We start from the raw sequence: 12,404 nt of genomic DNA, 5'->3' as shown, positions 1-12,404 counted from the left end.
TGGCCGGGAAGCGGTCGGGGTTTCGGAACCCTAGGTCAACTCATGCGGATCAAATACCCGAGGACGTCCGACCCATCCACAAGTCCCACAATCCGTGTTCCGTCGCTCACCGGGAACATGGTGAGGGTGGCTTCGAAACATCCGGGCGACTGTTACAGGCTCGCCCTTTCACGTCCACGACAGCAACATCGCGCGTCATGTGGTGCACCCAACCTTTCCACTCCTCTTAGTAAATTCCATGGAGCGCGGCGCGAAAGCAGTCCCTTGGGCGATGGGTTCCCACGAGGCGGCCGCCGAGACAAGCCTGACGTGGCAAGGGCCATGTCGTCTGGCAGGTGCATCATCGCCACTGCGAACAGGAGCGTTAGGTGATGTTCCACAGCGACCTGCTAGTCACCCTAAGGAGGCGGGCTAATGTCGCGCGAGCGCCGCCGTTAAAACGTTCCCAAGGACCGAGCCCTGTCGCTGGTGCGCAGAGACGGCGCTCCCGAGAAACATGGTTGCGGTCGGCACAAAGCACCCAGGCGGCACCGCGACAGGAGTCACGTTCGGTGATCGCGAATCGGCGACGCAGGGAGGTGGCTGATATGCCGGGGCGACTTCCTGACGAGGTAAAGAGGGGTGAAGACAGATCTTTGCCGCCACTCCGCCATGGTTGAGACGTCCCTCAGCGACTACGGTGAAGATCAATGCCCCGCCTCGATACGAGCGAAGAATGGATCGACTAGAATGCGACAGGATGTTTCTCGCCGTCGTGGAAGCCGGCAGCTTTACGCAGGCTGCGAAACGCTTGGGCACCACGTCAGGACAGGCGTCGAAGCTGCTGTCGAGGCTCGAAGGTGATCTGGGTGTGCGTCTGCTCAACCGGACCACGCGGTCCGTCGCTCCGACGGAGGCGGGGCGGGCCTACCACGATAGGCTGAAACCGCTCATCGATGAGCTGGACGCCCTGGATCTCGACATCCGCAACATCTCTCAGTCGCCGCGCGGGCGGCTGCGTCTGACGGCGCCACTCACCTTCGGCACGCGCGAACTTGCACCTTCCCTCAGTGCATTTGCCGCTCTCTATCCTGAGATCGAACTCGACATCAGCTTCTCGGATCGGTTGGTCAACGTGGTCGATGAAGGTTTCGACATGGCAATTCGCGTCGGTCGACCCCACGACTCCAGCCTGATCATCCGCAAACTCTGCGCCGTCCGCATCGTGGTGGTGGCTACACCGGGATACCTCGTGATCCACGGGTCGCCGGAGGCGCCGTCGGACCTGGTCCATCACGCCTGCATCATCGACACCAACTTTCGCGACCCTAACCGGTGGCCGTTCAGAGCCAGGGACGGCGATGTTCAGATGGTGGGCGTCGCAGGACGAATCCGCTATTCGAATGCCGAAGCCTGCGTTGAGGCGGCCATCTCGGGACTGGGACTTGCCTGCGTGCCCGCTTTCGTGGCGGGAGACGCGCTTAGGGCGAAAAAACTCGTGAGGCTCCTGCCAGAATTCGAGATTGATCCCTACGATGTGCATGTCCTCTACCCGCACAACCGGCATCTTGCAGCCAAGGTCCGCCTGCTCGTGGACTTCCTCGCCGAGCGATACAAGCAGACCCCTCATTGGGAGGAGGGCTGGTAGTCATTCTCTCCTGGGAGGAAGCAGTCATCTTCTGGCGCGGCGCGTTATAGTATCCCGACGTGAGGATATGTTCTCCACATGACGATGAACCGACGCTCAGACGAGCGCTGGAAGTCAGAAGGAGAACGACCATGAACATCTCGATCATTGGCGCCGGCAACATGGCGACGGGGCTCGCCGCGCGGTTCGCAGACGCCGGCCACAGCATAACCATTGCCAGCCGAGACGGCGCAAAAGCGGATGCCGCCGCTAAGGAGGTCGCACACGGCGTGTCGTCCGCTTCGATCGCCACTGCCGCGCAGGCTGACATTGTCGTCCTGGCGGTCCCCTATGATGCCACTGCTGACGTCATCGAGGCGGGCGGCGGCTTCGCCGGCAAGATTTTGGTCGATATCACGAACCCGATGACCGCAGACTTCTCCGGCCTGAGCATCGGGCATACGACAAGTGCCGCGGAGGAAATCCAGAAGCGGGCGCCGCAGGCGAAGGTCGTGAAAGCGTTCAACACACTCTTCGCACAGGTCCTTAAGAACGGCGGAAAGGTCACCGGACATCCCACGACGGTCTTCGTGGCCGGAGAGGACGAGGCTGCTCGCACCGCTGTCGTCGACCTGGCGCGGAGCGCTGGGTTCGAGACGCTGGAGACAGGTGGCCTGGCTACCGCCCGTTACCTGGAGCCCGTCGCCGCGCTGAACATCACGCTCGGCTACGGCCTCGGTCACGGCACCGATATCGCACCGACCTGGCAGCGCGCTGCCTGAAGCGCTGTCACCTGGTGCAGACAACCGGGGTAGACCCTCTGAGCAGGCTCCGGCGAAAGCCGGGTCCTCCGCTTTACAAGTCTTTCTTCGGAGCGCCCGCGTGGCTAACATTGCGGGCGTGGCTGCCTGCGTTCGTTCCGCCAGCTACGGTTTCGCTTGGACGAGGGACGACCATGACTGCTACCTGGCCGGACATTCCCTACGAGCCGTGGCACGAGACCTGCGCGGCGCTGCACCTCTACTCACAGGTCGTGGGCAAATACCGACTGGCCCGAACCCCTTGGGTGAACCACTCGTGGCACGCGACGCTTTACGTCAACGCGCGCGGGCTCACGACCTCGCTCGTGCCTGATGGTGCGCGCGGCGTGGAACTCGTCTTGGACCTTCTCAACCATGCCGTAATCGGCTCCTGCACGGACGGGAGGACCGCGCGCTTCGATCTCGGACCGATGTCCGTTGCCGCCTTCCACAGGCGTTTCCTCGACCTCCTGCGCGAGCTCGGCGCCACGACCGAGTTCCACGGGGTTCCGAACGAGGTTCCCAATCCGATTCCATTCGCGGAGGACACTGTCGATCGACCCTACGACGCAGAGGCGGTGACGCGTTTCTTCCGTGCCTGCGTCTGCATCGACCGCGTGCTGACCCGTTTTCGCACTTCCTTTCTCGGCAAAGTCAGTCCCGTCCATCTGTTCTGGGGAAGCTTCGATCTTGCCGTGACGCGCTTTTCCGGACGAGAGGCTCCGTTGCATCCAGGTGGAGTGCCGGGATTGCCAGATGATGTCACCCGCGAAGCCTATAGCCATGAGGTGTCCTCGGCCGGGTTTTGGCCCGGAGGAGGCGGGCTCGATTTTCCCGCCTTCTACTCCTACGCCTATCCGGCGCCACCGGGCTTCGCCGATGCCGCCGTAGCGCCCGACGCGGCGTATTTCGACGCGAGGCTCGGTGAGTTCGTGCTGGCCTACGAGTCGGTGCGTCGCACCTCCGATCCCGATGCGAGCCTCATGGCCTTCTTGGAGAGCACGTATCGAGCCGCCGCAGATCTTGGCGGCTGGGACCGTGGGCGTCTCGACTGCACCACTGGCAATCCTCGCCGACCGCGTCCTATCCGAGCCACGCCTGTCTAACGTTTCTTGAGAAGGACGCAGATAATGACTGACCCTAAACGGGAATAGCTGCACATCGAACGAGAGGAGGGCGAGAGCAAGGGACGGTATGTCGTCCGAATTGACGGTGACCTGAGCCCCGCATCCTCCTCCAGTTTGGAGTAGAATCCGCTCCACCAAGGAGACGGACGATGAAGCGATCAAGGTTCACGGAAGAGCAGATCATCGCGATGTTGAAGGAGCAGGAGGCCGGGATGCCTACGGCTGATGTCTGCCGGAAGCACGGGGTCAGCTCGGCGACGTTCTACAAATACAAGGCGAAGTATGGCGGGCTCGAGGTGTCCGACGCCCGGCGGCTGAGGGCGCTCGAGGACGAGAACGGCAAGCTGAAGAAGCTTCTGGCTGAGGCGATGCTCGACAACGCCATCCTGAAGGATGTCGCGGCAAAAAAATGGTAGCGCCCGGTGTGAAGCGGGAGGCGGTGGCGCATGTCGTGGCGATCCACGGGGTGAGCGAACGCCGGGCGTGCCAGGCCCTGGCCGTGGATCGGTCGAGCGTGCGCTATCGCAGCGTGCGCCCGGATGATGCCGAGGCGCGGGCGGCGATGAAGGCTGTTGCGACCGAGCGGCGCCGTTTCGGCTACAGGCGCATCCACATCATGCTGGAAAGACAGGGGATCGTGATGAACCTCAAGAAGCTCAGGCGCCTCTACCGCGAGGAGAAGCTCCAGGTGCGCCGCCGGGGCGGCCGGAAGCGCGCCCTCGGCACGCGCCGACCGATGCTGCTGCCGGACGCACCCAACATCCGCTGGAGCCTGGACTTCGTCAGCGACGCGCTGACGGACGGGCGAAGGTTCCGGGTTCTGTCCGTGATCGACGACTACAGCCGCGAGTGCCTGGCGCTGGTGGCGGACACGTCGCTGTCCGGCCACCGCGTTGTCCGAGAACTCGATGCCGTGATCGCCCGGCGGGGGCACCCCGCCATGGTAGTGAGCGACAACGGCACGGAGCTGACCTCGATGGCGATCCTGTCCTGGTGCCAGCGCACCGGCGTCGAGTGGCACTACATTGCGCCCGGGAAACCCATGCAGAACGGCTTCGTGGAGAGCTTCAACGGCCGCTTCCGGGATGAGCTGTTGAACGAGACGCTGTTCTCGACCCTCGGCGAGGCCCGGCAGCAGATCCGCTCCTGGCAAGACGATTACAACCACCACCGCCCACACTCCGGGCTCGGGAACATGACCCCGGCCGAGTTCATGGCAATGAAGGGGCTGGAAATGCGCGCCGCGTAGCCCCAGAAATCAACCTGCGGATTCTCCGAATGGCCGGGGGAGAGTCGGGTCTCGGGTCAACGGGGCCGAGGCCGAGATGACCTATTCGCGGGCGGGCGAGGCGATGATCATCATTGATCACACGGAAGTTCCCGACGCCATGCGCGGCCGCTCGGTCGGACAGGCCCTCGTCCGCCGTGCCGTCGAGGATGCGCGCGCCGAAGGTCGCTCGATCATTCCCCTCTGTCCCTTCGCCAAGGCGCAGATCGCGCGCCATGCGGAATGGCAGGACGTGCTGAAGCGCTGAAGCCGGAGACAACGTCATGAGCTGGAGCCCCTGACCCGGAGCGCACGGACGCGGCGAGCCTGCAGACCCGCCAGCGCCTCTTCAGAACGCGGATCTCGGTGACGCTGCCTGAGACCGAGGAAGAAAGCTGCGCAGGACTCCTTCGTCATAGCGCATCCAGCGAACCCCGGACTCGATGCGCTTCGCAAGGCGTTAGAAACATCGCAGCCGGCTGCTGCGGGTTCTGGTTCCAAAGCTCATCAGAGCTTTCGCCTCTGTCCCTTGGTGTCGCCCCTGCGCTCCGGTGGGTGCTGCAGTGTATCTGCATCAAGGGAATTTAGGGCTGGCGCTCTTCTTCCATCATGGAAGCAATCATCTTCCGTGGGGCCGCATTATCATTTGATGTGAACAAGGTCATCTTCTCCTCACAAACAACGCGCCTTTGCGCCCTTCTAGGAAAACCGAAATGACCTACGCCACCGTTTCCACCTCTTCCCGCTCGTCCCTCGTCGACGGCATCACCAACGCGGATCTTGCTGCAACCGTTCTGCGGGTCTCCATGGGCGCAATGTTCCTCGCCCACGCCGGCCTCAAGCTCTTCGTCTTCACCCCGGCCGGAGCCGCAGCCTATTTCGCCAGCCTCGGCCTGCCCGGGCCGCTCGCCTATCTCGTCATTGCGGCTGAACTCTTCGGCGGCCTCGCTCTGATCCTCGGCGTCTACAGCCGCTGGGTGTCGCTGGCGCTGGTGCCGATCCTGCTCGGCTCGATCTACGTGCCGCACGGCGCGGCCGGCTTCTTCTTTTCGAACGAAGGCGGCGGTTGGGAATTCCCGGCCTTCTGGACCGTCACCCTGGTCGTCCAGGCCCTGCTGGGCGACGGCGCCTTCGCGCTGAAGCGCGACCGCGCCTGACCTCCTTGCAGGCCGCGGGGAACTTCCCGCGGCCGCGCAACCTTTTCCTGAGGAGAGCCACCATGACCACCGCGAACGAATTCTTCAACATGAGTGCCGCGCCGCTGCGCATCGAAACCGTTCGGCTCAAGGTGCGCGACCTCGATACGGTGTCCACCTTCTACCAGTCCGTCCTTGGCCTCAGCCCGATCGAGACCGGCAAAGGTAGGGTGACGCTCGGCATCGGCACGGCGCCGCTGCTTCATCTCGTGGGCGATCCTGCCCTGTTACCGCTCGATACCCGTCAGGCCGGGCTGTTCCACACCGCCTTCCTACTGCCCTCCCGCTCGGATCTGGCCCGTTGGCTGACGCATGTCATGGCAGCGCGCGTGCCTTTGCAGGGAGCGTCGGACCACATCGTCAGCGAGGCCCTCTATCTGGCCGACCCCGAAGGCAACGGCATCGAGGTCTACGCCGACCGCCCGGTCGCACGCTGGCATGGTCCGAACGGCGAGATCCGGATGAGCACCGATCCGCTTGACGCGCAAGACCTGATGCAGAGCGCGGCAGGCACAGAATGGTCGCGCTTTCCGGAGGGCGGCAGCATCGGCCATGTTCACCTGCAGGTTGGCGACACCGAGGCAGCCGACCGCTTCTACCGCGACGTGCTGGGCTGCGAGATCGCTGCGCGCTACCCGGGCGCCAGCTTCTATGGCAGTGGCGGATACCATCATCAACTGGCGGGTAACGTCTGGAACAGCCGCCGCACCGGGACGCGCCCCGACGGCATGGCGGGCCTGGATGCCGTGGAGATCGTAGTTCGGGATGCAGCGGATGTCGCAAGCATTGCAGCGCGCGCCGAACGTGTCGGTATCGAGAGGCTCGAACACCCTGGCGGCATGACTCTGCACGACCCGTGGGGCACTGCCATCTCCCTGATGACTTGAGGAGACGACCATGCTCATGAACTAAGAAGGGGCGGCCGACTAGGGGCACTCGAGGTTCAACGCCGCTTCTGCCGTTGCGCGGCGCAGCTTGCGGCCATCCGCTCGCCCATAGTCCCGGGATCGGGGACTGGGGGTTTGACGCTCCGTCTCAACTCAAGTTACTCTGACAAGACCCCGGCGACGCCTTGAAGGATCTGAAGGAGCTGCGTTTCCTCATCGGGCGAAGGTAGGGCGGGCACGATCCTGTCTCAAAGCGAATTATTCTGACAACGCCGTGTTGCAGTTGGCCTGCCTTGTTCCCTTTGCTGAAATTGTTAGCTAAGCGACGAAAAAGCAGGCATCCGGCACCCAATTCCAACAGGCAGCACCATGAACAGTATCGACGAGAAACTCCGTCCCATCCTCGCCGACGTCATCCGCCGCAACGCGGGCGAGTCAGAATTTCATCAAGCCATCCACGAGGTATTGGAAAGCCTTGGCCGGGTGGTGGCCAAGCATCCGCATTACCTCGATCACGCCTTGATCGAACGCATCTGCGAACCGGAGCGCCAGATCATATTCCGGATCCCGTGGGTGGATGACCAGGGTCAGGTCCAAATCAACCGGGGATTTCGCGTGCAGTTCAACTCCGCGCTTGGCCCCTACAAGGGCGGCATGCGCTTCCATCCGTCGGTCAATGTCGGGATCATCAAGTTCCTCGGCTTCGAGCAGACCTTCAAGAACGCGCTGACCGGCATGCCCATCGGCGGCGGCAAAGGCGGGTCGGACTTTGACCCCAAGGGCCGGTCGGATGCCGAAATCATGCGCTTCTGTCAGTCCCTGATGACCGAACTGCACCGCCACCTCGGCGAACAGACTGACGTGCCTGCGGGCGACATTGGCGTAGGTGGGCGCGAGATCGGCTACATGTTCGGACAATACAAGCGCCTGAACAACCGCTTTGAAGCCGGAGTGTTTACGGGCAAGGCGCTGGACTACGGCGGATCCCGCGCTCGGACCGAGGCGACGGGCTATGGCAACACCTACTTCGTGCAGGCCATGCTGCAGACAAAGGGCACCGACTTCGACGGTAAGAAGGTCGTGGTGTCCGGGTCGGGCAATGTGGCGATCTACACCATCGAAAAGGTACAATCCTTCGGCGGCAAGGTCGTCGCCTGTTCCGACAGTTCCGGTTATGTCCTGGACGAAGGCGGTATCGATCTGGAGCTGTTGAAAGACATCAAGGATATGCGGCACGAGCGGATTTCCGAGTATGCCCTACGCAGGGGCAAGGGCGCGCATTTCATCGCGGCCGACAAGGGCTCGATCTGGGATGTCGACTGCGATGTGGCGATGCCATCGGCGACGCAGAACGAGTTGTCGGGCAAGGATGCTGCCACCCTGATCAAGAACGGCGTGATGGCCGTGGGCGAAGGCGCGAACATGCCCTCGACCCCCGAAGCGATCAAGGCTTTCCAGGATGGGGGCGTAATGTTCGCGCCCGGCAAAGCCGCAAACGCGGGTGGGGTTGCCACCTCGGCGTTGGAAATGCAGCAAAACGCCAGCCGCGACAGTTGGACCTTCGATCAGACCGAGGCGCGGCTTGCCACCATTATGCGTGGCATTCACGACACCTGCCACCAGACGGCCGAGCACTACGGAGCACCAGGAAACTACGTGCTTGGGGCCAATATCGCGGGCTTTGTCCGGGTTGCCGAATCCATGCGTAAGCTGGGTGTGATCTGAATGATGGCCCCGGCACGTCGCTATGACCGTGGCAAGTCACCACTCTCCCACGGCCTTGCCCGACTGCGCCCCTTCGGGCCCGTCGCTGACCCGACCAGCTGCCGCGAAATGGCCGTAGGTGCGCAGGTGCCGGGCTGGCGCTTCTAGTTTCTGCGAAGCTCGTCCCGTGCGCAGAGGTCGATGTTGCCTCGGGCACGTTATGGATTGCGCCGTTGGGGCGAGTGCGGTGATCCTGTTCGCCCTGCGAAACAACCCGTTGGTGCTGCCATGGCCAGCAGTCGTCGCCACAGCCTCTCGACGATCACAGGGCTTGGCGTGTATCAAGCTACCCTCGATCCGGCACGGGGCGCGGTCAATCCTGATAGATCGAACATCAAGTCCCCTTGCTGATGTCGGTACCAGGTCGCACCAGAGCACCAAACTGGAACGTTTGCAGATACTCCTCTTCGTCGCCACTCGCTTGCGGGAGAGCTGCAACCGAACGCCCGGCACGGTCGGGGCCGTCACAAAAGGCGGCCCCAACATTTCGTATTCTGCTTCGCGTCGATCACGACTTCAGCCAGGCGAGATAAATAATCATGACGACCAGGACCACGACGATCTGGACGATCATTGCCACGATCAGGAACTTCGATCGTCGCGTGTCTTCCTCTACGTCAATCTTCTTCATGTTCTACCTTTCCTTGATGATTCGCCCAGCTTCGCATTAGCGACGCCGCAAGATTTGTTTTGCACGCCAGCAATCCGGTCGTCGGCCGCGGCCATATGCAACGACCGTGCGATCCGACGCGCCCGCTCGATGACATGCTCTGCGCCTTCAGAAGAGCAGACTTCACGCGTCGTCTTTCCGAAAAGCTTGAACCAGCGGGAGAAGTGCTCCCAGCTCACCGGCAGGCCTGCATGTTCGGCACCGGGCGCGCCGGGATGGCTTCCGGTCATCAAGGCGACAGAGGACCAGATAGCGAGCATCTTCTCGAGATGCGGCGCCCACCGTGATCCGGTCGGAGCGAATTTTTCGTCTGATACATGGCTGAGCCGAGCTTGGGTTCTTGCCAATTCTACATAGCGCGAGTAATAGGTATTGTAAATGCTAATTAAGAGGGTGACAGAATGCGCCTGACCAGCTTCACCGACTACGGTCTTCGCGCCCTCATGCGGATGGCAAGCGAACCCAACCGGGCCTTCTCGACGGCCGAGATCGCCGACGAGTTCGACGTCTCGCGTCATCACCTGAACAAGATCATGCAGCGGCTTGCGCGGCGCGGGATCGTTGCAACCCGTCGTGGTGCGGGCGGCGGCGCGATGCTTGCCCGTCCCGCCGCCGAAATTGGCCTCGGAGACCTTGTGCGGCTGCTCGAGCAGGATCAGGCGTTGGTTGAATGCTTCTCCGCCGATGGCGGTTGTTGCGTCACGCCGATCTGCCGCCTGAAGCACAAGCTGCATTACGCGGAGGCCGCGTTCCTGGCGGAACTCGACAGGGCCACCCTGGCCGATATCGCACTACCTCCGCCCGCTGCCGGCATGGCCTGAGAGGATATTCGAGATGAGCACCGTTTCCTTCACGACTGACGGCTTCGTCGTCGGAGCAGAGGCCGTCGGCGCCGCCTTCGGCATTCCGCCGATTGAGATACCCGCCAAACTTCGAGCTGGCGAGATCACGAGCCGCTGCGAGACCGGAGTCCGTGAGGACGCCGGCCGCTGGCGTTTGACCTTCTATTGCGATGGCCGCGCCCTTCGCCTTGTCGTCGATGAGAGTGGCAAGATCTTGTCACGCGCCACCTTTCCCACTCACGCGCCGGCAGCAGGTACGATCCCGCTGGCATCCCGGAGCGCCAAGACCTGATTACCAATCTTTCCCTGACAGGCTCCTGCGACGTCGCGGCGTCTTGCTACCAAAGCGGCAAATGGGGCGCCCGCCCGGCCGCAGCGATCAGCCAGATCACGACGACAAGCGATACGATCGCGTCGACCGAGATATCGAAGCACCGTCCCCCCGTGGCGATCAGCAGGTCGCGCAGTACCCGGCGGTTGGGCAGGAAATGCGCTCCGACGAAAACGGCGAGGACGGCAATGAAATCGAACCACCCGGTAATGGCATCCCGGTGCCTCTGTGCTTAAGCCCTAAGGCGGTGCGGATATCCCAGGCGCTCCTGTTGCAGTAGGGGCGCGCTCGTCATGACTGTCATTGCTCCAACCTCCAGCTCCTCGTCTCGTGTCAAGGATTTGAAGCCCGAACGAACGCTCAGGTCTCGGATGGATACAGGACCAGCCATCTATCGAGAGATGCCAGTCATAGAAATCCACGCCGCGGAGGGCGTGTTGTCGCCAGCGCTTGTGCGCCGCCCGTCCCTTTGGGGGTTTCTTCCAGCACGACGCCGGCAGGCGTAACTGCTCAGGTACCTGCGGAAAATCCCAACTATGACGCTGACCTTCGCAGGAAAAAGTTACCTTAGACTCCGAGACCTTCCACTTGGCTATTACTTGATCGGAGCCGGCATGGTCTGACAAACAATCGGCGAGCCAAGGTCGGTTCAAGGATTCAAAGAAATGCAGGACCGAAGACACTTCCTGTTCATGAACATCGGGCACTTCCTGGACCACATGTTTACCTTGATCTTCGCCACGGTCGCCGCCCTCGTCCTGGTCCGTGAATGGGACGTGCCCTACGCGGAGCTCATCCTCTACGCGACGCCCGGGCTGATCGCCTTCGGACTGTTCTCGCTTCCGGCCGGATGGATAGCAGACAAGTGGAGCCGCGAGGGCATGATGGTGATCTTCTTCGTGGGTATTGGCTTGGCCTCGGTCGCCACCTCGATGGCCAAATCACCGTTTCAGATGTCCATCGGGCTGTTCGCGATCGGTATATTCGCCGCGATCTATCATCCCGTCGGCCTGTCCATGATCGCACGTGGCGGACGGTCAATGGGCCGCGACATCGCCGTGAACGGGGTCTGGGGCAACATGGGTGTCGGTTGCGCCGCGCTCGTGACAGGTTTGTTGATAGATTTGTCCGGCTGGCGCACAGCCTTTTGGGTGCCCGGCGCACTTTCGGTATTTGTCGGCCTAGCCTACCTGCACTTCTTCGGTGACAGGATCGGCACGAGAAATTCGGAATCGCAATCGCTCGCTCGACCGTCGGATACCTCAGGCGGGAAGGCAGTTTCGCCTGATCGGCGACGGACTCTCATCCGCGTGTCGGCCATCATTCTCTTCACGACCGCTGTTTCCAGCATCATCTTTCAGGGGACGACCTTCTCGCTTCCGAAGGTCTTCGATGAGCGCCTGCAGGGAATCGCCGTCTCAGCGGCACAGGTCGGCTGGATGGTTTTTGTCGTGTTTGCTGTAGCTTCCTTCGCGCAGATCGTCGTGGGCCGTCAGCTCGACCGACACGGACCCCGCCGGGTGTTTTCCGTCGTCGCGGTCATTCAGATCGTCTTCTTCGCTCTCATGCCCGGCCAGGAAAACTGGTCCGCCTTCCTTGTGGCTATGGCATTCATGCTTGGAGCTTTCGGGCAAATCCCGATCAACGACTACATGATCGGGCGCATGGCCAAGTCCGAGCTACGCGCATCGATCTACGGCACGCGTTTCGTCGTGAGCTTCGGCGTATCGGCAGCCGTTGTTCCTCTGATCGCATGGGTGCACAGCAACTGGGGATTCGATGCCCTGTTCTACATCCTGTCCGGAGCGGCCGTTGCCATATTGATCGCGGTAGCTGTGCTTCCGAAAAATCTGCCCGAGCCCGAGCAGGCAAGTGGCGCGACACAAGGTGGGCGCGCGTTCTGAACACCGACTG

The 12,404-nt window shown here is 62.3% G+C and carries 14 protein-coding genes; 11 read left to right on the top strand and 3 right to left on the bottom strand.

Annotated features, from left to right (window positions below; all coding sequences use genetic code 11):
* Positions 1 to 715: 715 nt before the first annotated feature.
* The 8 genes from EF888_RS16940 to gdhA all read left to right on the top strand — a co-directional run bounded on the left by EF888_RS16940 (position 716) and on the right by gdhA (position 8,608).
* Positions 716 to 1,627: a LysR family transcriptional regulator gene (locus tag EF888_RS16940; protein WP_109761260.1), complete on the top strand. Its 912-nt coding sequence runs from the start codon at positions 716 to 718 to the stop codon at positions 1,625 to 1,627.
* Between the two features lie 131 nt (positions 1,628 to 1,758).
* Entirely contained in the window at positions 1,759 to 2,388 is a 630-nt protein-coding gene (locus EF888_RS16935) for an NADPH-dependent F420 reductase (protein ID WP_109761261.1), read from the top strand.
* Between the two features lie 173 nt (positions 2,389 to 2,561).
* Entirely contained in the window at positions 2,562 to 3,512 is a 951-nt protein-coding gene (locus tag EF888_RS16930; RefSeq protein ID WP_109761262.1) for a DUF5996 family protein, read from the top strand.
* A 170-nt stretch (positions 3,513 to 3,682) separates the two neighbouring features.
* A protein-coding gene (locus EF888_RS16925) for an IS3 family transposase (protein WP_109761272.1) occupies positions 3,683 to 4,782 on the top strand; the annotation gives its coding sequence in 2 pieces (ribosomal slippage) (positions 3,683 to 3,932 and positions 3,932 to 4,782; 1,101 coding nt in all).
* Between the two features lie 76 nt (positions 4,783 to 4,858).
* On the top strand, positions 4,859 to 5,068 hold the full coding sequence (locus tag EF888_RS16920; protein WP_109759701.1) for a GNAT family N-acetyltransferase: 210 nt from the start codon (positions 4,859 to 4,861) through the stop codon (positions 5,066 to 5,068).
* 445 nt (positions 5,069 to 5,513) lie between these two features.
* The gene (locus EF888_RS16915; protein ID WP_109759702.1) at positions 5,514 to 5,957 is read left to right on the top strand and encodes a DoxX family protein; all 444 of its coding nucleotides are present in this window, start codon (positions 5,514 to 5,516) and stop codon (positions 5,955 to 5,957) included.
* Positions 5,958 to 6,019: 62 nt separating this feature from the next.
* Positions 6,020 to 6,883: a VOC family protein gene (locus EF888_RS16910; RefSeq protein ID WP_109759703.1), complete on the top strand. Its 864-nt coding sequence runs from the start codon at positions 6,020 to 6,022 to the stop codon at positions 6,881 to 6,883.
* A gap of 369 nt (positions 6,884 to 7,252) precedes the next feature.
* Positions 7,253 to 8,608, top strand: a complete 1,356-nt coding sequence (gdhA, locus tag EF888_RS16905; RefSeq protein WP_109759704.1) for an NADP-specific glutamate dehydrogenase — start codon at positions 7,253 to 7,255, stop codon at positions 8,606 to 8,608.
* A 547-nt stretch (positions 8,609 to 9,155) separates the two neighbouring features.
* On the opposite strand, the gene EF888_RS22485 is transcribed toward gdhA, so the two are convergent.
* Positions 9,156 to 9,278: a hypothetical protein gene (locus EF888_RS22485; RefSeq protein WP_277601025.1), complete on the bottom strand. Its 123-nt coding sequence runs from the start codon at positions 9,276 to 9,278 to the stop codon at positions 9,156 to 9,158.
* The gene (locus tag EF888_RS16900; RefSeq protein WP_126918602.1) at positions 9,275 to 9,577 is read right to left on the bottom strand and encodes a globin family protein; all 303 of its coding nucleotides are present in this window, start codon (positions 9,575 to 9,577) and stop codon (positions 9,275 to 9,277) included. Before EF888_RS16900 ends, EF888_RS22485 begins: the two co-directional genes overlap by 4 nt.
* A 141-nt stretch (positions 9,578 to 9,718) precedes the next feature.
* On the opposite strand from EF888_RS16900, the gene EF888_RS16895 reads away from it, so the two are divergent.
* Positions 9,719 to 10,138 (top strand): RrF2 family transcriptional regulator, encoded by a 420-nt coding sequence (locus EF888_RS16895; protein ID WP_109759705.1) that lies wholly within the window; start codon positions 9,719 to 9,721, stop codon positions 10,136 to 10,138.
* Between the two features lie 13 nt (positions 10,139 to 10,151).
* Entirely contained in the window at positions 10,152 to 10,451 is a 300-nt protein-coding gene (locus tag EF888_RS16890) for a DUF6522 family protein (protein ID WP_109759706.1), read from the top strand.
* A gap of 46 nt (positions 10,452 to 10,497) precedes the next feature.
* Here the strand turns inward: EF888_RS16890 and EF888_RS22655 are convergent, their stop codons facing one another.
* Positions 10,498 to 10,626, bottom strand: a complete 129-nt coding sequence (locus EF888_RS22655; RefSeq protein ID WP_420902676.1) for a hypothetical protein — start codon at positions 10,624 to 10,626, stop codon at positions 10,498 to 10,500.
* A 529-nt stretch (positions 10,627 to 11,155) separates the two neighbouring features.
* Between EF888_RS22655 and EF888_RS16880 the strand changes: the two genes are divergently transcribed.
* The gene (locus EF888_RS16880; RefSeq protein ID WP_109759707.1) at positions 11,156 to 12,394 is read left to right on the top strand and encodes an MFS transporter; all 1,239 of its coding nucleotides are present in this window, start codon (positions 11,156 to 11,158) and stop codon (positions 12,392 to 12,394) included.
* Positions 12,395 to 12,404 lie beyond the last annotated feature (10 nt).

This window comes from Silicimonas algicola, from assembly GCF_003970735.1.
Taxonomy (GTDB): Bacteria; Pseudomonadota; Alphaproteobacteria; order Rhodobacterales; family Rhodobacteraceae; genus Silicimonas; species Silicimonas algicola.
Note: the sequence above shows the minus strand (reverse complement) of the source record. Positions and strands in the feature narration are given on the sequence as shown.